The sequence below is a fragment of the Streptomyces sp. NPDC008125 genome (genome assembly GCF_042957125.1).
Classification (GTDB): Bacteria; Actinomycetota; Actinomycetes; order Streptomycetales; family Streptomycetaceae; genus Streptomyces.
Map to the genome: position 1 here is coordinate 17,434 of NZ_JBIBHR010000010.1, position 20,009 is coordinate 37,442.

Consider the following 20,009-nt stretch of genomic DNA (forward strand, 5'->3'; position numbering starts at 1 on the left):
CGCCCGCACGACGGTTCAGCGAGACATCCGGACATGACCGCGCCCGGCCCCCCTCGGATGGAGGGGGGCCGGGCGCGGGTGGTGCGGGAGGTCAGTGGGCGTCGCGTACGGCCAGGGCGCGGCGCAGGTCGTCGAGTTCGTCGACGAGCTTGCGTCGGAGGGCGGGGGTGAGGGTCGTGTCGTCGAGGGCGCGGTGGCCGAGGGCGAGGGCCTCGGCGTCCACGTCGTACGCGGGGAAGGCGGCGCGGCCCGCGGCGGTGGCGATGGCGGGGCCCCGGCGGGCGGCGAGGGCGGCGGCCTCGGGGTAGTAGCGGGCGACGTAGTCGCGGGTGAGGCCGCTCTGTCCGGGCTGCCAGAAGCCTTGGGCGGTGGCGGTGAAGAGGTAGTTGGACAGGGTGTCGTCGTGGAACAGGGACTGCCAGGCGGCGGCCTTGGCCTCGGGGTCGGGCAGGGCGGCGCGGCAGCGGGCGGCGCCTTCCTGGCCGGCGGCGCTGGGGTCCTGGGCGAGTTCGGCGGCGATGGCGGTCTCGTCGGTGGCGCCGAGGACGGCGAGGCGGGTGAGGACGCGCCAGCGCAGTTCGGGGTCGAGTTCGGGGCCGCCGGGTGCGGTGCCGTCGGCGAGCCACGCCTGGAGGGCGTCGGGCTGGGTGGCGGCGTCGATGAGGTGGCGTACGGCGACGAGGCGCAGTCCGGGGTTGCTGCCGTCCTCGGTGCGGCGGACGAGGTCGCGGCAGAGGTCGGTGAGGGTGGCGAGGGCGGCGGGGCGCTCGTCGGGGGTGAGGTAGCGGTCGGTGAGGAGGGCGGCGAAGCCGAGGACGCCCTGGACGAGGGCGAGGTCGGTCTCGTGCGGGAGGTGGGCGCGGGCGAGGGCGAGGTGGGCGGTGGGGTGGAGGTCGCCGTCGCGGACCATGTCGCGGGCGGTGTTCCAGATGACGGCGCGGGTGAGGGGGTCGGGGATGCCGGAGAGGCCGTGCTCGACGGCTGTCCAGGATGCGGGGTCGAGCCGGACCTTGGCGTAGGTGAGGTCCTGGTCGTTGGGGACGACGAGGACGGGGCGCCGGCCGGGGAGGGTGAGGGGTTCGCCGGTGCCGGGGACGTCGACTTCGAGGCGGTCGCGCAGGACGAGGCGGTCGGGGCCGGTGCCGAGTTCGTGGTCGTAGAAGCCGACGGCGACGCGGTGGGGGCGGCTGCCGAGGTGGTCGACGGCGAGGGTCCACTCGTTGCCGCGGTCGTCGACGCGGGCGGTGAGGGTGTCGGGGCCGGTGGTGCGCAGCCAGGTGTCGGCCCAGCCGTGGACGTCGCGGTCGGTGGCGGAGGCGAGGTTGTCGATGAAGTCGGCGAGGCCGGCGTTGGCGAACTTGTGGCGGGCGAAGTGGGCGTTGATGCCGGCGAGGAAGTCCTTCTCGCCGATCCAGGTGACGAGTTGGCGGAGCGCGGAGGCGCCCTTGGCGTAGGAGATGCCGTCGAAGTTGACGAGCGCGGAAGCGGTGTCGGGTACGGCGGCGGGGTCGGGGGCGACGGGGTGGGTGGAGGGGCGCTGGTCGGCGTCGTATCCCCAGCCCTTGCGGGCGACACCGAAGTCGACCCAGGTGTCGGTGAAGCGGGTGGCTTCGGCGATGGTCTGGTAGCCCATGTACTCGGCGAAGGACTCGTTGAGCCAGATGTCGTCCCACCAGCTGAGGGTGACGAGGTCGCCGAACCACATGTGGGCCATCTCGTGGGAGATGACCATGGCGCGGGTCTGGCGTTCGGTGTCGGTGACGGCGGAGCGGTAGACGAACTCGTCGCGGAAGGTGACGAGTCCGGGGTTCTCCATGGCGCCGGCGTTGAACTCGGGGACGAAAGCCTGGTCGTAGGAGTCGAACGGGTAGGGCTCGTCGAACTTCTCGTGGTAGCGGTCGAAGCAGGCGCGGGTGGTGTCGAGGATCTCGTCGGCGTCGGCGTCGAGATAGGGGGCGAGGGAGCGGCGGCAGTGGATGCCGAAGGGGATGCCGGCGTGCTCGGTGGTCACGGAGTGCCAGGGGCCCGCGGCGACGGCGACGAGGTAGGTGGAGATGAGGGGGGTGGGGGCGATGGTCCAGCGGCCGTGGCCGGTGGGGGTGGAGATGCCGTTGCCGAGGACGTTCCAGCCGTCGGGAGCGGTGACGGTGATCGCGAAGACGGACTTGAGGTCGGGCTGGTCGAAGGCGGGGAAGACGCGCTGCACGTCGTCGAGGAAGAGCTGGGTGTAGACGTAGCTCTCGCCGTCGGTGGGGTCGGTGAAGCGGTGCATGCCCTCGCCGGTGTGCGAATAGCGCATGGTGGCGTCGACGCGGAGCTCGTGGGGGCCGGCCGTCAGTCCGGTGAGGGGGTAGCGGTCGTCGGCGAGGAGGGCCGGGTCGAGGGGGTGTCCGTCGAGGCTGAGCGCGTGCAGCTCTGCGGGCTTGACTTCGATGAACGTGTCGCCGGCGGTGCGTGCGGTGAACCGGATGGCGGTGTTGGACCCGAAGGTCTCGTCGCCGGTGGTGAGGTCGAGGTCGACCGTGTATCGCTGGACATCGATGGTGCGGGCTCGGGTCTGCGCTTCGTCGCGCGTCAGTACGGACATTTCTCCATGCTGCCGTACGGCTCCGAGGGCGTGCGACGGGGTGCTCCCGGGGCGGGTCCACGGGCGGACCGCCCGTAGACCCGACCCGGGGGGCGCCGGGTCCACGCGGGTGGGTCACGCCTCCGGCGGGGCGCCGCCCTCGGTCGCCCGGTCGCCGCCGGTCGTCTCCTCCGCGATCCGCTCGTGGTGGCGGATCACCTCGGCGACGATGAAGTTGAGGAGCTTCTCCGCGAAGGCGGGGTCGAGCTTGGCGTTGCCTGCGAGCTGGCGGAGCCGCTCGATCTGCCGCGCCTCGCGCGCCGGGTCGGCGGGCGGAAGCTGGTGAGCGGCCTTCAGGTGTCCCACTTGCTGGGTGCACTTGAACCGTTCGGCGAGCATGTGGACGACGGCGGCGTCGATGTTGTCGATGCTCTCGCGCAGCCGGTTCAGTTCGGCGCGTACGGACGGATCGATGTCGTTCATGGTCGACGAGCTTAGACGTAGCGCACCGGCGGGTGGGCGTCGGTGGGTGGTACGGGTCCGGGGCCCGCGCACCGCACTCGGCGAGGACCGGCCGTGGCGTGCCCGGACACCGCCCGGCGCCGTACGGTGGAAGGCGAGCGGCGACGGGGGCCGCCTTCCGGGGGGTGGGACGTGGCGGAGAACGGTCGGCCCGGGGAGCCGGTGGTGCGTGGCTTTCCGCATCTGGGCACGGTCAGGGATTCGATCACCGCGCTGTACCGGCGGATGGGCGGCGAGGGGGTGCGTGCGTTCGCGGGGAGCCTGCCGGCGGCCGAGGTCGCGTTCGGGGACGCGGAGGAGTTGTACGGCGGTGCGCAGCGAGTGGCCCGGGCCGCGGTGGCGCACCTGCGGCTGCCCGATGCCCGCATGATCGTCGGTTTCCGTCGGATGGAGCATGCGGCGACCGTCGAACTCACCTCGGGCCCCGAGTACTTCGTGGAGCTGAACGACCGTTTCCGGTCCAACCGGCGTGACGTGGGTGCCGCGTTGGTGCATGAGGTCACCCATGTGTTGTTGCATCGGCTGGGGTTGGAGTTCTCCGGCACCCGGGAGAACGAGATACTGACCGACACGGTGGCGGTGTACCTCGGTGCGGGGTGGCTGTTGCTGGACGCGTTCCGCGAGGATGCGCCGACCCGCCAGAAGCTCGGTTATCTGACGCCGGAGGAGTTCGGGTACGTGCTCGCGAAGAGGTCGCTGGCGTTCGGTGAGGACCCCTCGCCGTGGTTCACCAGCCCGCGGGCTCACCAGGCGTACACCGAGGGCCGGTCCAGGGCGCTGCGGGATCTGCGGGTGCCGCCGCTGCGGGCGGCGGGCGGGATGAGCAGGATGCGCTACGCCCGGGACCGGCACCGGGCGGTGGCCGCACCCGGTGCTCCGTACGCCTTCGAGGGCGGCGGTCCGGAGCGGCGGGTGCTGTTCGACTGCCCGACCTGCCATCAGCGGCTCCGGGTGCCGGTGCGCGGCCCGGTCCGGGCGCGGTGCGTGGTGTGCGGGACGCGGTGGGCGTGCGACACGTGAGCCGGGGCGCGCGTGCCCGGCCGGACCGGGACCGCCGGACCGAACCGGCCCGCCGGACGGTCCCCGCCGGTCAGACGGTCCCTGCCGGTCGGACGGTCCCGGCCGGGGGGACGACCGGGGCGGGCGGGGTCCAGCGCCGGGTGCGGGGGACGGCGGTGGAGAGGCCGTAGTCCTTCTTGAGGTGTTCGGGGATCGCGTAGTGCATGACCCGGCCCCGGGTGAGCGAGGAGAGTTCGAACAGGGTGGTGAGGTGGCCGAGGCGGTCCAGGGCCCACGCGCCCAGGGGCGAGCGGTCCTCGATGGTCTCCAGTACGTTCATCAGGGCGGGGGCGGCCTTGACGACGGTGTCCCAGGGGGTGCGGGCGACGCCGAGCCAGTCGGCGCAGGTGTCGCCGATCAGGTGGCGGATCAGTGCGGAGACGACCGGGTCCAGCAGGGTTCCGGGGACCACTTCCTCGTACAGGTCGATCAACTGCCGGGTGAGGGCGACCCCTTCGTCGCTCGGGCCCATGTGGCGGGTCATGTAGAGGTCGGAGAAGGCGCGGGCCTGGTCGAGGTCCTCGGGGGCGTGTTCCTGGTCGACGCCGAGCATCGCGCCGACGACGCGCCAGGCGTAGTGGTAGGCCTCCGCGCCGTCGACGCTCATGTGGATGCCGAGCCGGTGCAGGGCGTCCAGTACCTGCATCGAGAACATCATCTGCCCGCCGATCATGTCCTCCTGGCAGATCGGCGTACCGAGGGCCGCGGTGTCCCAGCGGCCCTCGCGCCGCAGGTGGTAGCGGATGGAGGCGTGCAGGAGGCGGACCTTCTGGGCGGCGGGGAGGAAGCGTCCGCCTGCTTCGAAGGCGTCGGGCTGCATGAGGTGGACGGTGAACTGCCCGGTCTCCGCCATGCGTTTGGAGGGGTAGTTCAGCGCGTGCGTCGCCGACAGGAGCTTCGCGATGTGCGGGACGACGTAGCAGGCGGGCATGGCGGCGAAGGAGAGGGCGGTGGAGATGTGCACGTTGTTGTCGATGAAGAAGAGCCGCGCCTTCTCCATCTCCTCCCAGTCGACCCAGGAGGGCGGGCTGCTGGTCTCGTGGAGGTAGGCGCGCGCGACGTCCGGCAGCCCGTCCGGGAGGGGCTGCCCGGCCACGGAGACGTACCGCATCAGGGTGTTGAACTTCCCCGTCTCGCCGCGCTCGAAGAGGGTGGCGACCGTGGCGTCGGCGAGTTCGTCGCCGCACTGGCGCAGCGCGTTCATGGACTGCTCGGTCGGGTACACGGGTGGCTCCTCGGGGTGGTGCGGATCGGCGGGGGCGTCAGGCGGGGCGGGCGGTGACCGCCGTGGCCAGGTGGGTGAGGGCGGCGTGCGCGGGGGCGGGAAGGCCGGCGGCGTCGAGGGCCCGGGTGGCGAGGGTGACCCGGTCGCCGATCATGCGCTCGACACGGGCGCGGGCGCCGGTGGACTCCACGACGGCGCGTACGAGGTCGAGTTGGGCGGCGGTGAGGCTGCCGCGTCCGAGGAGCCGGGAGAGTTCGCGGCGCTCGGCGGGTTCGGCCGCGGCGAGGGTGTGGGCGATCAGCGCGGTGGGGCGGGCGCCCGTGATGTCGTCGGTGTTGGCCTTTCCGGTGTACTCCGGTTCGCCGAACAGGCCGAGGAGGTCGTCGCGGAGCTGGAACGCCTCACCGAGCGGCAGCCCGTAGTCGGTGAAGGCGTCGCGCAGGAGGGCGTCACCGCCACCGAGCGCGGCACCGATGTGCAGGGGGTGTTCCACGGTGTACTTGGCGGTCTTGTACCGGACCACCTTCAGCGACTGCCGCACGTCGGGCGGTCCTGCGGTGCGCAGGATCTCCAGGGCTTCCCCGGCGACGAGTTCGCGGGCCAGCACGCCCCAGAGGGGGCGGGCCCGGGCCAGGTAGGCGCCGGGCAGGCCGCAGCCGGTGAAGAGCTGTCCGGCCCAGGACATCAGCAGGTCTCCGGCGAGCATCGCGAGGGAGGCGGCGCGCGGGTTGACCCGGGTCCCCCGGGTGACGGCGGAGCGCAGGGCGACGTGGGCGGTCGGCAGGCCGTGCCGCAGCCGGCTGTCGTCGATGATGTCGTCGTGGACGACGGCCGCCGCGTGGACGAGTTCCATGGCCGCCGCCGCCCGGACCATGGCCCCGCTGTCCGGCTGCCGCGCCGCCCGCCAGCCCCAGTAGCAGAAGGCCGACCGCAGCCGTTTGCCGTGGGCGGTGGCGTCGGACAGGACGGCCGCGAGCGGGGCGAGGTCCTCGTCCACGGCGAGCAGCGCCTCGGTCTCCGCGTCGGTGAACCGCCGCAGCTCCCGGTCGACCCGGGCCCGCAGCGCGGCGAGCTCCGGCGGCTCGGCGGCGGCGGGGGCGGGCGCGGGGCGGGCCGCCGATGGTGCGACGGCGGGCTGTCCGGGCCCGGACAGGGGTACGGCGTGGGCCGGCGGCCCCGGCGCGGAGGGCGGGGCCGGCCCGGGGCGTACGGGCTCAGGCACCGGGCCCGCCCGCGCCCCGGGTACGGGCGTGGCGCGCGAGGATCTCCAGGTGCGCGGGGCCGGTGCCCACCCGGTCGAGCGCCAGGCGCCCGCGCGCCCGGAGGTCCTGCTCCCCCTGCTGGGCGAGGTCTCCGAGGTCGGAGCGGCCGAACAGACCGCGGGCGGCGGCCCAGGCCGCGCCGCAGGTGGTCAGGGCCAGATCGGCCAGGCCGGCGGCGAGCAGGACCGGCCCGCTCCCGCCGTCCTCCCGGGTCTCCGATGCCATGGTGGTGCCCGCCCCTCCCGTACGGCGCGCCGCCGCTCCGGCGCCGCTTCGGTGGGCAGGCTGCCCCGGTGGAGGGCGGCGGAAGCACCGGTCACCCCATGTGATGATCGTTCGTTCGCCCGTACTACTCCGCGCCCGGCGCCCGCCCCCCGGGCACTCCCCCGTGCGGGCCCGCGCTCCTGCGCTCCTGCGCTCCTGCGCTCCTGCGCACAGCACGACGCCCGGTCCGGAGAACCGGACCGGGCGTCGCCCTTCGCTACTGGATTGCCGAGCCTTACGCGGCGCGGCGGCTGCGGGGGGCGCTCCCGCCGTTGCCGCCGTTGCCCCGGCCCGCCCCGGCGGGACGGCCGGAGCCGGCGCCGGTGCGGCCCGAGCCCGTGCTGGTACGGCCGGAACCGGTGCGGCCGGCGCTCGCGCCCGTGCGGCCGGCGCCCGTACCGCGGGCCTCGCCGCGCTGCGACCCGGCGGAGGCTCCGCCGCGACCGCCGCCGTTGCCCGTGCCGCGTGCGCCGCCGGTGGTACCGGTGGTGCTCGCGGCACCCGCGCCACCCGCGCCGCCCCGGCGTCCGCGGCCGCGGCTGCCCGAGCGGGTGGTGGTGCCGGTGCCCGGCTGGCCGCCGGAGCGGGTGCGCTGCTTCGGCGGGGTCGGCTGGGGAACCTCGATGACGACCGCGACGCCGGAGGGCTCGCGGGCGCCGGTGATCCGGCTGAGTTCCGGGTCGCTGGAGGTGATGCGGGTGGTGTGCGGGGCGATGCCCGCGTCCTGCATGAGGCGGGTCATGTCCCGCTTCTCCTCGGGCAGCACCAGCGTGACGACGCTGCCGGACTCGCCGGCGCGCGCGGTACGGCCGCCCCGGTGGAGGTAGTCCTTGTGGTCGGTGGGCGGGTCCACGTTCACGACGAGGTCGAGGTCGTCGACGTGGATGCCGCGGGCCGCCACGTTGGTCGCGACGAGCGCCGTCACCTGGCCGTCCTTGAACTGGTCCAGGGTGCGGTTGCGCTGCGGCTGGGACCGGCCGCCGTGCAGGGCGGCAGCGCGGACACCGGCGGCGAGCAGACGCTTGGCGAAGCGGTCGGCGGCACGCTTGGTGTCGACGAACATGATCACGCGGCCCTCGCGGGCGGCGATCTTCGTGGCGACGGCCTTCTTGTCGGTGTCGTCCAGCACGTGCAGCACGTGGTGCTCCATCGTGGTGACGGCGCCGGCCGACGGGTCGACGGAGTGCACCACCGGGTCGGTCAGGAACATCTTGACCAGCCGGTCGATGTTCTTGTCCAGGGTGGCGGAGAAGAGCATCCGCTGGCCGTCCGCCTCGACCTGCTTGAGCAGGGCGGTGACCTGCGGCATGAAGCCCATGTCGGCCATCTGGTCGGCCTCGTCGAGGACCGTGATCGAGACCTCGTCCAGGCGGCAGTCACCGCGCTCGATGAGGTCCTTCAGGCGGCCCGGAGTGGCGACGAGCACCTCCGCGCCGCGCCGGAGCGTGGCGGCCTGCTTGGTGAGGGACATCCCGCCGACCACGGTCGCCAGGCGCAGGTTCACGGAGGTGGCGTACGGCGTGAGCGCGTCGGTCACCTGCTGGGCGAGCTCGCGGGTCGGGACCAGCACGAGGGCCAGCGGGGCGCGGGGCTCGCTGCGGCGTCCGGCGGTACGGGCCAGCAGCGCGAGGCCGAAGGCCAGCGTCTTGCCGGAGCCGGTGCGGCCGCGGCCGAGGATGTCCCGGCCGGCGAGCGAGTTCGGCAGGGTGGCGCCCTGGATCGGGAAGGGGTCGGTGACACCCTGCGCGGCCAGCGTCTTCAGCAGCGCGGCGGGCATGTCCAGCTCGGCGAACGCCTCGACGGCGGGCAGAGCGGGGGTGAGGGTCTCCGGCAGGGCGAACTCGCCACCCTGCGGAGCGGCGGGGCGGCGGCGCGCGGGGGCCTTGGAGGCTCCACGGCGGGCGGGGGCGGCCTGGGACTGGCCACGGCCCCGTCCACTCGGCTGACGGTTGCCGGCCGGGCGGTCCTGGCGTTCGAAGCGGGTCATACGGAATTTCCCTCCTGGGGGATTCCTGGGTCGCTGCGACATGCTCTTCGGACCGCTTTCATGTGCGCCCCAGGATGCGGCACATGGCGGGTGCTCCGGCGACAGGACGTCCCGGAGACAGCACAAACCGGGGCCCGCACCGTGAAGGTGCGAGCCCCGGCTGCGAGGTACGCGTCCGGCCGAATTAGGCGGGGACGATGTTCTCCGCCTGCGGGCCCTTCTGGCCCTGCGTGACGTCGAAGGAGACCTTCTGGCCCTCCTGGAGCTCACGGAAGCCCGAGGTGGCGATGTTCGAGTAGTGGGCGAAGACGTCGGCGCCGCCGCCGTCCTGCTCGATGAAGCCGAAGCCCTTTTCCGAGTTGAACCACTTCACGGTTCCAGTAGCCATGTCATTCTCCTAAAAGAGGTGCAGTGCCGAGAATCCGCACTTTACGAATTCCAAGTCGCCGCATTGAGCCCCATCCGGAGAAAGCCGGAAAACAATAATGCGCCTGAGGAAGCATTCCCGTCAGGCGCACATAAAGTTCATGGGTACCAAAACTGCAACTGGAACACCGTAGCACGTCCTCCCGGCGAGCGGTGGATCTTGAGGCTGCGGATCTTGGAAACTTGCCCGGGAGGGGCCCGCGCGCCTGGCACCAGGCGGTTGTGGCGGGTCGCGGACCCACCCGGGCGGCCACGCCGCGCCGTGGCCGAGACGGCCGGCGGCCCCGGCCGGCGTGAGCGTCCCCTCCTCGGCGAGGAGGGCCAGCGACGCGAGGCGCAGAGGGTGGCCGGGGAGCGGCACCCTCCCCGGCGGAGCGCAGGACGGTGCCGCGCCTCAGCCCACCGGCCCCTCGTTCCCCCGGCGGAGCGCAGGACGGTGCCGCGCCTCAGCCCACCGGCCCCTCGTTCCCCCGGCGGACCGTGCGCAGTCCGCGGCCCGGGGTCCAGGAGCGGACGACGAGTTCCTCGCCGTCCATGCCGGTGTGGACCACCTCGGTGATGTCCACGCGGAAGAGGTGGAACGGCTCGGGGGGTGCGGCCTCCTCGATGAAGCGGGCCAGCAGAGCGGGGTCGGTGACCTCGATCGCGCGGCCGGCGACGCGTACGTCGCCGTCGGCCATCTCGGCGTCCGGTCCGGGGTTCGCCTGGATCGCGAAGCGGGGGTCACGGAAGAGGTCGAGGGCCTTGCGGGAGCGGGGCATCATGCCGAGCAGCATCTCGCCGAAGCGGAAGTCCGCCTCCAGCCCGGAGACCCGCGGCGACCCGTCCGTGCGGAGGGTGGCCAGGACCTGGTGGCGGTAGAGGCGGAAGCGCTTCTCGGCGGTGGTGGCGAACCCGGGTTCGGCCGCGTGGAAGTCCGCCCAGGTGGTGGGGGGCGGGGTGGCGGGGGTGGGGGTGTTCGGTGTCATGCGTCCCATCGAACCGCCTCATCCCGACACCTTCTGTCAGGATTTCCGGCGCATCACCGCAACGGGTGCCCGGCACCGGGCCGCGCGCCCGACGAGCCCGGTACCGCGTGCCCCGCCACGCACTCCCGCGGGCCCCCTCCCCGGGGTCATCCCACGATGCCGCGTTCCCGGGCCGCCGCGAGCCAGAGCGGGAACTCCGCGACGAGCCGGTCGTAGAGCTCCTCGTCGGGGACGGTACGGGGGTCGGGTCCGGCGTGGAAGTACCCGGCGTTGTCGACCACGCGCTTGGCGGGGACGGCGAGTTCATCGAGCTTGCGCAGGAAGTCGAACTGCGTGCTGCGGGTGTTGCCGAACCCGACGAACTGCCAGAACAACGGGAGTTCGGCGGCCTTGCAGAGGTAGCGTTCGGCCGCGAGTTTGTTGACCGGGCCGCCGTCGGTCTGGAAGACGACGAGAGCGGGGGCGGTGGAGCCGCTGTCGAGGTAGTGGTCGATGACCGCGTCCATGGCCAGGTGGTAGCTGGTCTTCCCCATGTGCCCGAGGCTCGCCGCGATCGCGTCGACGCGGCCGTGGTGGTTGTCGAGCGCGATGTCGGTGACGGCGTCGATGTCGGTGGAGAAGAAGACGACGGGGACGCGTCCGTCGTCGTCGAGATGGGCCGACAGCCCGAGGACCTGGTCCGCGAGCGCCTGGACGCTGCCGTCCTTGTAGTAGTCCTTCATCGAGCCCGAGTAGTCGAGGACCAGGTAGACGGCCGCCCTGGCGCCGTCCATGCCGCGCTTGCGCAGGGAGACGCCCGCCCTCTTGTAGAGGCTGACGAGGCCGGGCGCACGCGCCTCCACCTTGTCGAGGGAGAGTGCGGGGCCAGCGGCCGGGGTCGATCCGATCATGCCTGTCTCCGTTCCGATCCGGTCCGATCCCGAGCGATCCGATCCGGTTGCGCATGGCGCCGAGCCACTGCCGCTCCACGCCTGCCGGGCAAGGGGATTGGTGGTCCCGGCACCACCCCCGAGCTGCCGTCCGACACCCGGGCATATGGTCCGAATTCTAGGTTCGCTATCTTGATCGCCGCCGTCACCTCGGCACCGCGCACCACCTCGCCCAGTGAAGGAGCCGGTCATGGAGGCCGACAGCCCCGCCGACACCCCCACCTGTTACCGCCATCCGTCCTTCGAGACACATGTCCGCTGCACCCGCTGCGACCGCCGGATATGTCCGGACTGCATGCGTGAGGCCGCGGTCGGCCACCAGTGTCCGGAGTGCGTACGGGAGGGCAATCGAACGGTCCGTCAGGCGCGGAGCCTCTTCGGCGGCCGGGTCCCGTCCCGCACGAAGCCCCTGGTCACGTACGCGCTCATCGCCCTGAACGTCCTCGCCTACGTCGCCGAGGTCGTGAAGCCGGAGATCCTGGACCGGTTCGGGATGCTGGGAGCCGCGCTCACCGGCCCCGACGGAGCTATGTACGTGTACGACGGCTGGACGCCGCCCGGTTACGAGTTGACCGGCGTGGCCGACGGCGAGTGGTACCGGCTGCTGACCGGCTCGTTCCTGCATCTGCCGCCGGATTCGTCGATCGGCGTGATGCACCTGGTCTTCAACATGCTGGCGCTCTGGAACCTCGGCCGGGACGTGGAGGGCCAGCTCGGCAAGGTCCGGTACGCGGCGCTGTACCTGCTTTCCGCTGTGGGCAGTTCGGTGCTGGTGTACGTACTGGCGCCCGACAGCAACACCGTGGGGGCCTCCGGCGTGGTCTTCGGCCTGGCCGCCGCGCTCTACGTCATCGGCCGCCGGCTGGGCCGTGACGTGGGCGGGCTGAACCGCTTCATGGCCGGGTTCCTGGTCTGGATGGTGATCTCCGCCTTCTTCGCCTCCTGGCAGGGCCACCTCGGCGGACTCCTCACCGGCAGCCTGGTGATGTCCGGGCTGGCGTACGCCCCCGGGAAGCTCCGCAACGGCCTCGCGCAGACCGTCGCCGCCGTCGTTCTGCTGGGGCTGCTGGTGCTCGTGGTGGTGCTGAGGACGAACGCGCTGACGGGCGGCTGAGCGCCCCGGAACACGGGCGCGCCCGGCACGGACGGCTCCGTGCCGGGCACGCCCTTGTTCCGGCAGCCGGCCCCCGGACGCGCCACGGCGCCCACCCAAGTCCGGTCGGGGACGAGGCGGGCGCCGCGTTCAGTTCCGTACGCCGTTGTACGGGACGTCTGCTCCGGGGCCCGGCCGTGGGATCACGGCCGGCTCCGGCGATCGGGGGTCAGACCATCAGGGAGCGGTCCGTCGGGCGGATCGGGGCCGGCAGGGCGCTGGTCCCGGTCAGGAAGCGGTCCACGCCGCGTGCCGCGGAGCGGCCCTCGGCGATGGCCCACACGATGAGCGACTGGCCGCGGCCGGCGTCACCGGCGACGAAGACGCCTTCGACGTTGGTGGCGTAGTCGGCGTCGCGGGCGATGTTGCCGCGCTCGTCCAGGCCGAGGCCGAACTGCTCGACGAGGCCGTTGGCCTGGTCGGTGCCGGTGAAGCCCATGGCGAGGGTGACGAGCTGGGCCGGGATGACGCGCTCGGTGCCGGCCTTCTGCTCCAGCTTGCCGTCCTTGAACTCCACCTCGATGAGGTGCAGCGCCTGGACGTTGCCGTCCTCGTCGCCCTCGAAGTGGGTGGTGGAGACGGAGTAGAGCCGCTCGCCGCCCTCCTCGTGCGCGGAGGTGACCTTGTAGAGCATGGGGAAGGTCGGCCAGGGCTGGTTGGCGTTCCGGTCCTCGCCGGGCTGCGGCATGATCTCCAGCTGGGTGACGGAGAGCGCGCCCTGGCGGTGGGCGGTGCCCACGCAGTCGGCTCCGGTGTCGCCGCCGCCGATGACCACCACGTGCTTGCCCTCGGCGCTGATCGGGGAGACCGTCAGGTCGCCCTCCTGCACCTTGTTGGCGAGCGGGAGGTACTCCATGGCGAAGTGGACGCCGCCCAGCTCGCGCCCCGGGACGGGGAGGTCGCGGGAGACCGTGGCACCGGCCGCGACGACGACCGCGTCGTAGCGGCGGCGGAGGGCGTCGGCCGGCATGTCGGCGCCGATCTCCACCTCGGTGCGGAACTTGGTGCCCTCCGCGCGCATCTGCTCGATGCGGCGGTTGATGTGCGACTTCTCCATCTTGAACTCGGGGATGCCGTAGCGCAGCAGGCCGCCGATGCGGTCGGCGCGCTCGTACACGACGACCGTGTGGCCGGCCCGGGTCAGCTGCTGGGCGGCGGCCAGTCCGGCGGGCCCGGAGCCGATGACGGCGACGGTCTTGCCGGAGAGGCGCTCGGGCGGCTGCGGGGTGACGTCGCCGCTGTCCCACGCCTTGTCGATGATGGAGACTTCGACGTTCTTGATGGTGACGGCCGGCTGGTTGATGCCGAGCACGCACGCGGACTCGCAGGGAGCCGGGCACAGCCGCCCGGTGAACTCCGGGAAGTTGTTCGTGGCGTGCAGGCGCTCGGACGCGGCCGTCCAGTCCTCGCGGTAGGCGTAGTCGTTCCACTCGGGGATGAGGTTTCCGAGCGGGCAGCCGTTGTGGCAGAACGGGATGCCGCAGTCCATGCAGCGGCCGGCCTGCTTGCTGATGATGGGGAGCAGGGAGCCCGGAACGTAGACCTCGTTCCAGTCCTTGACGCGCTCGCCCACGGGGCGGGTCTGCGCGACCTCGCGCCCGGTGGTCAGGAAGCCCTTGGGGTCAGCCATTGGTCGCCGCCTCCATCATCTTCTCGGTGGTCTCCTGCTCGGAGAGACCGGCGAGCTCAGCGGCGTCCTTGGCGGCGAGCACTGCCTTGTAGGTGGACGGGATGATCTTGCTGAAGCGGGTCACGGCGGTGGCCCACTCGGCGAGGAGCTTCTCGGCGACGGTCGAGCCGGTCTCCTCCTGGTGGCGGCGCACGACGTCGTGCAGCCACCGGGCGTCCGCCTCGGAGAGTTCCTCGATCGCGCCGAGGTTCCCCGGGTTGACGTTGTCGCGGTTCAGGTCGACGACGTACGCGACTCCGCCGGACATGCCGGCCGCGAAGTTGCGGCCGGTCTCGCCGAGGACGACGGCGTGGCCGCCGGTCATGTACTCGCAGCCGTGGTCGCCCACGCCCTCGGAGACGACGGTGGCACCGGAGTTGCGGACGCAGAAGCGTTCGCCGGTACGGCCCCGCAGGAAGAGTTCGCCGCCGGTGGCGCCGTAGCCGATGGTGTTGCCCGCGATGGTGGAGTACTCGGCGAGGTGGTCGGCACCGCGGTCCGGGCGGATGACGATCCGGCCGCCGGAGAGGCCCTTGCCGACGTAGTCGTTGGCGTCGCCCTCCAGGCGGAGGGTGACTCCGGCGGGGAGGAAGGCGCCGAAGGACTGGCCGGCCGAGCCCGTGAAGGTGATGTCGACGGTGTTCTCGGGCAGGCCCGCACCGCCGAACTTCTTCGTGATCTCGTGGCCGAGCATCGTACCGACGGTGCGGTTGACGTTGCGGATGGCGACCTGGGCGCGGACCGGCTGGGCGGCTTCCGCGCTGTCGGCGCCGAGCGCGTCGGCGGCGAGCTTGATCAGCTCGTTGTCGAGCGCCTTGGCGAGGCCGTGGTCCTGCTCCTGGATCCGGTGGCGGACCGCGCCCTCGGGGAGCTCGGGCACGTGGAACAGCGGCGCCAGGTCGAGGCCCTGGGCCTTCCAGTGGGTGATCGCCCGGTCGGTGTCGAGGAGTTCGGCGTGGCCGACCGCCTCTTCGATCGTGCGGAAGCCCAGCTCGGCGAGGATCTCGCGGACCTCCTCGGCGATGAACTGGAAGAAGTTCACGACGTACTCGGCCTTGCCGGAGAAGCGCTCGCGCAGCACGGGGTTCTGCGTGGCGATGCCGACCGGGCAGGTGTCGAGGTGGCAGACGCGCATCATGACGCAGCCGGAGACGACGAGCGGGGCGGTCGCGAAACCGAACTCCTCGGCACCCAGCAGTGCGGCGATGACGACGTCGCGGCCGGTCTTGAGCTGGCCGTCGGTCTGCACGACGATGCGGTCGCGCAGGCCGTTGAGCAGCAGGGTCTGCTGGGTCTCGGCGAGGCCGAGCTCCCAGGGGCCGCCCGCGTGCTTGAGCGAGGTGAGCGGGGAGGCGCCCGTTCCGCCGTCGTGGCCGGAGATCAGGACGACGTCCGCGTGGGCCTTGGACACACCGGCCGCGACCGTGCCGACGCCGACCTCGGAGACCAGCTTCACGTGGATGCGGGCCGCCGGGTTGGCGTTCTTGAGGTCGTGGATCAGCTGAGCCAGGTCCTCGATGGAGTAGATGTCGTGGTGCGGCGGCGGCGAGATGAGGCCGACGCCCGGGGTGGAGTGCCGGGTCTTGGCGACCCAGGGGTAGACCTTGTGGCCGGGCAGCTGGCCGCCCTCGCCGGGCTTGGCGCCCTGCGCCATCTTGATCTGGATGTCGTCGGCGTTGACGAGGTACTCGCTGGTGACACCGAAGCGGCCGGAGGCGACCTGCTTGATGGACGAGCGGCGCGCCGGGTCGTACAGGCGGTCGGCGTCCTCGCCGCCCTCGCCGGTGTTCGACTTGGCGCCGAGCTGGTTCATCGCGATGGCGAGCGTCTCGTGCGCTTCGAGGGAGATCGAGCCGTACGACATGGCGCCGGTGGAGAAGCGCTTGACGATGTCGGCGACGGACTCGACCTCGTCGACGGAGATCGGGGCGCGGTCGGACTTGAAGCCGAACAGGCCGCGGAGCGTCATCAGCCGCTCGGACTGCTCGTTCACCCGGTCCGTGTACTTCTTGAAGATGTCGTACCGGCGGTTACGGGTGGCGTGCTGGAGGCGGAAGACCGTCTCCGGGTCGAACAGGTGCGGCTCGCCCTCGCGGCGCCACTGGTACTCGCCGCCGATCTCCAGCGCGCGGTGCGAGGCCGCGATGCCGGAGGCGGGGTACGCCTTGGTGTGCCGGGCGGCGACCTCCTTGGCGACGACGTCGAGGCCGGCGCCGCCGATCTTGGTGGCGGTGCCGTTGAAGTACGTCGCGACGAAGCCCTCGTCGAGGCCGACGGCCTCGAAGACCTGGGCGCCGCGGTAGGAGGCGACGGTGGAGATGCCCATCTTCGACATGACCTTGAGGACGCCCTTGCCGAGGGCGTAGATCAGGTTCCGGATGGCCTGCTCGGGCTCGATGCCCTCGATGAACGTACCGGCGCGGACGAGGTCCTCGACGGACTCCATGGCGAGGTACGGGTTGACCGCGGCGGCGCCGTAACCGATCAGCAGGGCGACGTGGTGGACCTCGCGGACGTCACCGGCCTCGACCAGCAGGCCCACCTGGGTGCGCTGCTTGGTGCGGATGAGGTGGTGGTGGACGGCGGAGGTGAGCAGCAGCGACGGGATCGGCGCGTGCTCGGCGTCGGAGTGCCGGTCGGAGAGGACGATGAGGCGGGCGCCGTCCTCGATGGCGGTGTCGACCTCGGTACAGATGGCCTCGATACGGGCCGCGAGGGCGTCACCGCCGCCGCTGACGCGGTAGAGGCCGGCCAGGGTGGCGGCCTTCATGCCCGGCATGTCGCCGTCGGCGTTGATGTGTATCAGCTTGGCGAGCTCGTCGTTGTCGATCACCGGGAAGGGCAGCGTGACGCTGCGGCACGTCGCGGCGGTCGGCTCCAGGATGTTGCCCTGGGGGCCCAGCGAGGAGCGCAGCGAGGTGACGAGCTCCTCGCGGATGGCGTCCAGCGGGGGGTTGGTGACCTGGGCGAAGAGCTGGGTGAAGTAGTCGAAGAGCAGCCGGGGCCGGGCGGAGAGCGCGGCGATGGGCGAGTCGGTGCCCATGGAGCCGAGCGGTTCGCCGGCGGTGCGGGCCATCGGGGCGAGGAGGACGCGGAGCTCTTCCTCGGTGTAGCCGAAGGTCTGCTGGCGGCGGGTGACCGAGGCGTGGGTGTGCACGATGTGCTCGCGCTCGGGGAGGTCGCCGAGTTCGATCTCGCCGGTCTCCAGCCACTCCTCGTAGGGCTGTTCGCCCGCGAGGCCGGCCTTGATCTCGTCGTCCTCGATGATGCGGTGCTCGGCGGTGTCGACGAGGAACATCTTGCCGGGCTGGAGGCGGCCCTTGCGGACGACCTTGGCGGGGTCGATGTCGAGGACGCCGACCTCGGAGGAGAGGACGACGAGGCCCTCGTCGGTGACCCAGTAGCGGCCGGGGCGCAGTCCGTTGCGGTCGAGGACCGCGCCGACCTGGGTGCCGTCGGTGAAGGTGACGCAGGCGGGTCCGTCCCAGGGCTCCATCATCGTGGAGTGGTACTGGTAGAACGCGCGGCGGGCCGGGTCCATGGAGTCGTGGTTCTCCCACGCCTCGGGGACCATCATCAGCACCGAGTGCGGCAGCGAGCGTCCGCCGAGGTGGAGGAGCTCCAGGACCTCGTCGAAGGAGGCCGAGTCGGAGGCGTCCGGGGTGCAGACGGGGAAGATGCGGTCGAGCGCGGCCTCGCCGAAGAGTCCGGAGGCGAGCTGCGACTCGCGGGCCTTCATCCAGTTGCGGTTGCCCTTGACCGTGTTGATCTCACCGTTGTGCGCGACGAAGCGGTACGGGTGTGCCAGCGGCCAGCTGGGGAAGGTGTTGGTGGAGAAGCGGGAGTGGACGAGCGCGACGGCGGTGGCGAACCGGCGGTCGGACAGGTCGGGGAAGAACGGCTCCAGCTGCCCGGTGGTGAGCATGCCCTTGTAGACGAGGGTACGGGCGGAGAGCGACGGGAAGTAGACACCGGCCTCCCGCTCGGCACGCTTGCGCAGGACGAAGGCCTTGCGGTCGAGGGCGATGCCGGTGCTGGTCCCGTCGGCGACGAAGATCTGACGGAACTCGGGCATGGTGGCGCGGGCGCCGTTGCCGAGGAGGGCCGGGGCGACCGGGACCTCCCGCCAGCCGAGGACGGTGAGGCCCTCTTCGCCGGCGATCTTCTCGATCTCCGCGACGGCGTCCGTGGAGCCGTCGGCGGGGAGGAAGGCGATGCCGACGGCGTACGAGCCGGCTTCCGGGAGGTCGAAACCGGCCTCTTCGCGGAGGAAGGCGTCGGGGACCTGGAGAAGGATTCCGGCACCGTCGCCCGAATCGGGCTCGGAGCCGGTGGCGCCGCGGTGTTCGAGGTTGCGCAGTACGGTCAGCGCCTGCTCGACCAGCGCGTGACTGGCCACACCGGTCAGGGTGGCGACGAACCCGACACCGCAGGCGTCGTGTTCGTTACGGGGGTCGTACATCCCCTGCTGGGCGGGGCGACCGTCCATGGGCGACCAGGCGTGGATGCGCATCGGCTCTCCCGTCGTCGTCGTGGCATATGCATGGCCGAGGGACGACGTTGGCCCTCTGCGAAATTTCGTGCAGGTTACATGATGGGGCGCTTCTCGATAAGCGGAAGGCCCGTTCCAACATGCGGACATTGCATCGCTGAGGATGGGGTCGCAGTCGGAGAGATCAACGCCCGGGGAGCCGCAGAGAGCAGGCGCCGTTGCCTGCGGTGTCTGAGGCTCATGCCCGGCAGCCATGCGTTCGAAACCAGGAAGTAACGATTACTTATGTGGAGTCGCGCATAGGCTCTCATTTTACGTTGCGTGGACCGCATCCGCCCAGGGGCGGAAACCGGGACGTACGTCACACGCATTTCCGGGGTGTTGTGGGTTGCTTTCCGGAGCGTCGTATGAGCGCGCCGTACGGGTGAACGGCCCGCCGCGGTCCGCCGCGGTCCGCACGCCGGTCCATACGCCGATTGGGCGCCGGTCGGGCGCCGGCACGCCGGCCGGCCTCCCGTCGACCCGCGCCCTCTCGGGGAGTCCGGCGGGCCGGCGGGTCAGCCGCCGACCGCCACCCCGAAGAGCCCGCCGAGGCCGTACGTGAGCGCGGCGGCGCCGCCACCCAGAGCCAGCTGCCGCAGCCCGCTGAACCACCAGCTGCGTGCCGTCACCCGGGCCACCACGGCGCCGCAGCCGAAGAGGCCGAGCAGCGCGAGCAGGACGGCGGGCCAGAGCGCGGTGGCGCCGAGCAGGTACGGCAGCAGCGGCAGCAGGGCGCCCAGCGCGAAGGCCGTGAACGAGGAACCGGCGGCGACGAGCGGCGACGGCAGGTCGCCGGGATCGATGCCGAGCTCCTCGCGGGCGTGTATCTCCAGGGCCTGCTCGGGGTCCTCGGAGAGCTGGCGGGCCACCTCGGCGGCCAGGTGCGGCTCGACGCCCCGGGAGACGTAGAGCTCCGCCAGCTCCCGCATCTCGTCGTACGGGTGCTTGCGCAACTCACGCCGCTCCACGTCGAGTTCGGCTTCCACCAGCTCCCGCTGCGAGGCGACCGAGGTGTATTCGCCGGCCGCCATGGAGAAGGCGCCCGCGGCGAGGCCGGCCAGCCCGGTGATGACGATGGTGCGGTGCGAGACGTCGCCTCCCGCGACCCCGGTCATCAGCGCGAGGTTCGAGACCAGGCCGTCCATGGCGCCGAACACGGCCGGGCGCAGCCAGCCGCCGTTGACGTCCCGGTGGGTGTGGTTGTCGCGGTGCGCCTCGTGCAGTGCGGCGTCGGTCTCGATGATGGACACAGTGCTCCCCAATCCGCCGACGGTTCCGCAGCCCCTCCGCCACCGCCCGACACCATCGAAAGTACGCACGAAAATCCGTGCCCGCCAGCAAGGCAGGCCGTACTTACCACTGCTCTGACCAGGCAGGACAGGCATGGCTCACCTTCCTTGGGGGGCCTGTGCGGGGGCTGGTGGGCGCCCTTTCGGGCGGGTCCG

The 20,009-nt window shown here is 72.0% G+C and carries 14 protein-coding genes; 2 read left to right on the forward strand and 12 right to left on the reverse strand.

Going from position 1 to position 20,009, the window contains the following annotated elements:
- Positions 1–91 precede the first annotated feature (91 nt).
- Positions 92–2,587 (reverse strand): aminopeptidase N, encoded by a 2,496-nt coding sequence (gene pepN, locus ACFZAX_RS18270; protein ID WP_390962633.1) that lies wholly within the window; start codon positions 2,585–2,587, stop codon positions 92–94.
- Positions 2,588–2,701: 114 nt separating this feature from the next.
- Positions 2,702–3,049, reverse strand: a complete 348-nt coding sequence (locus tag ACFZAX_RS18275) for a chorismate mutase (protein WP_390962634.1) — start codon at positions 3,047–3,049, stop codon at positions 2,702–2,704.
- A gap of 171 nt (positions 3,050–3,220) precedes the next feature.
- Here ACFZAX_RS18275 and ACFZAX_RS18280 point away from each other — a divergent pair, with 171 nt between their 5' ends.
- Positions 3,221–4,108 (forward strand): hypothetical protein, encoded by an 888-nt coding sequence (locus ACFZAX_RS18280; RefSeq protein WP_390962635.1) that lies wholly within the window; start codon positions 3,221–3,223, stop codon positions 4,106–4,108.
- Between the two features lie 70 nt (positions 4,109–4,178).
- On the opposite strand, the gene ACFZAX_RS18285 is transcribed toward ACFZAX_RS18280, so the two are convergent.
- The 7 genes from ACFZAX_RS18285 to ACFZAX_RS18315 all read right to left on the reverse strand — a co-directional run bounded on the left by ACFZAX_RS18285 (position 4,179) and on the right by ACFZAX_RS18315 (position 11,169).
- Positions 4,179–5,351 carry an oxygenase MpaB family protein gene (locus ACFZAX_RS18285; protein WP_390962998.1) on the reverse strand — a complete coding sequence of 391 codons (1,173 nt, stop codon included), beginning with the start codon at positions 5,349–5,351 and terminating at the stop codon, positions 4,179–4,181.
- Between the two features lie 58 nt (positions 5,352–5,409).
- Positions 5,410–6,435, reverse strand: coding sequence for a polyprenyl synthetase family protein (locus ACFZAX_RS18290; protein WP_390963000.1), 1,026 nt, complete (start codon positions 6,433–6,435; stop codon positions 5,410–5,412).
- Between the two features lie 151 nt (positions 6,436–6,586).
- Positions 6,587–6,859, reverse strand: coding sequence for a polyprenyl synthetase (locus ACFZAX_RS18295; RefSeq protein ID WP_390962636.1), 273 nt, complete (start codon positions 6,857–6,859; stop codon positions 6,587–6,589).
- 274 nt (positions 6,860–7,133) lie between these two features.
- The gene (locus ACFZAX_RS18300) at positions 7,134–8,885 is read right to left on the reverse strand and encodes a DEAD/DEAH box helicase (protein ID WP_390962637.1); all 1,752 of its coding nucleotides are present in this window, start codon (positions 8,883–8,885) and stop codon (positions 7,134–7,136) included.
- A gap of 184 nt (positions 8,886–9,069) precedes the next feature.
- A complete protein-coding gene (locus ACFZAX_RS18305) occupies positions 9,070–9,273 on the reverse strand; it encodes a cold-shock protein (protein ID WP_003969786.1) in 204 nt (67 codons plus the stop codon).
- Positions 9,274–9,757: 484 nt separating this feature from the next.
- Positions 9,758–10,279: a pyridoxamine 5'-phosphate oxidase family protein gene (locus ACFZAX_RS18310; RefSeq protein WP_390962638.1), complete on the reverse strand. Its 522-nt coding sequence runs from the start codon at positions 10,277–10,279 to the stop codon at positions 9,758–9,760.
- Between the two features lie 146 nt (positions 10,280–10,425).
- Entirely contained in the window at positions 10,426–11,169 is a 744-nt protein-coding gene (locus ACFZAX_RS18315) for a VWA domain-containing protein (protein WP_390962639.1), read from the reverse strand.
- Between the two features lie 229 nt (positions 11,170–11,398).
- Between ACFZAX_RS18315 and ACFZAX_RS18320 the strand changes: the two genes are divergently transcribed.
- A complete protein-coding gene (locus ACFZAX_RS18320) occupies positions 11,399–12,322 on the forward strand; it encodes a rhomboid family intramembrane serine protease (RefSeq protein WP_390962640.1) in 924 nt (307 codons plus the stop codon).
- Between the two features lie 208 nt (positions 12,323–12,530).
- Here ACFZAX_RS18320 and ACFZAX_RS18325 read toward each other — a convergent pair whose 3' ends face one another.
- The 3 genes from ACFZAX_RS18325 to ACFZAX_RS18335 all read right to left on the reverse strand — a co-directional run bounded on the left by ACFZAX_RS18325 (position 12,531) and on the right by ACFZAX_RS18335 (position 19,814).
- Positions 12,531–13,991 (reverse strand): glutamate synthase small subunit, encoded by a 1,461-nt coding sequence (locus tag ACFZAX_RS18325; protein ID WP_390962641.1) that lies wholly within the window; start codon positions 13,989–13,991, stop codon positions 12,531–12,533.
- Positions 13,984–18,543: a glutamate synthase large subunit gene (gene gltB / locus ACFZAX_RS18330; RefSeq protein ID WP_390962642.1), complete on the reverse strand. Its 4,560-nt coding sequence runs from the start codon at positions 18,541–18,543 to the stop codon at positions 13,984–13,986. Before gltB ends, ACFZAX_RS18325 begins: the two co-directional genes overlap by 8 nt.
- A 536-nt stretch (positions 18,544–19,079) precedes the next feature.
- A complete protein-coding gene (locus tag ACFZAX_RS18335; RefSeq protein ID WP_390962643.1) occupies positions 19,080–19,814 on the reverse strand; it encodes a VIT1/CCC1 transporter family protein in 735 nt (244 codons plus the stop codon).
- Positions 19,815–20,009: the final 195 nt, after the last annotated feature.

Coding starts and splice junctions, on each gene's coding strand:
- pepN (WP_390962633.1), bottom strand. CDS start 2,587: ATGTCCGTACTGACGCGCGACGAAGCGCAGACCCGAGCCCGCACCATC.
- ACFZAX_RS18275 (WP_390962634.1), bottom strand. CDS start 3,049: ATGAACGACATCGATCCGTCCGTACGCGCCGAACTGAACCGGCTGCGC.
- ACFZAX_RS18285 (WP_390962998.1), bottom strand. CDS start 5,351: ATGAACGCGCTGCGCCAGTGCGGCGACGAACTCGCCGACGCCACGGTC.
- ACFZAX_RS18295 (WP_390962636.1), bottom strand. CDS start 6,859: ATGGCATCGGAGACCCGGGAGGACGGCGGGAGCGGGCCGGTCCTGCTC.
- ACFZAX_RS18300 (WP_390962637.1), bottom strand. CDS start 8,885: ATGACCCGCTTCGAACGCCAGGACCGCCCGGCCGGCAACCGTCAGCCG.
- ACFZAX_RS18305 (WP_003969786.1), bottom strand. CDS start 9,273: ATGGCTACTGGAACCGTGAAGTGGTTCAACTCGGAAAAGGGCTTCGGC.
- ACFZAX_RS18310 (WP_390962638.1), bottom strand. CDS start 10,279: ATGACACCGAACACCCCCACCCCCGCCACCCCGCCCCCCACCACCTGG.
- ACFZAX_RS18315 (WP_390962639.1), bottom strand. CDS start 11,169: ATGATCGGATCGACCCCGGCCGCTGGCCCCGCACTCTCCCTCGACAAG.
- ACFZAX_RS18320 (WP_390962640.1), top strand. CDS start 11,399: ATGGAGGCCGACAGCCCCGCCGACACCCCCACCTGTTACCGCCATCCG.
- ACFZAX_RS18325 (WP_390962641.1), bottom strand. CDS start 13,991: ATGGCTGACCCCAAGGGCTTCCTGACCACCGGGCGCGAGGTCGCGCAG.
- gltB (WP_390962642.1), bottom strand. CDS start 18,543: ATGCGCATCCACGCCTGGTCGCCCATGGACGGTCGCCCCGCCCAGCAG.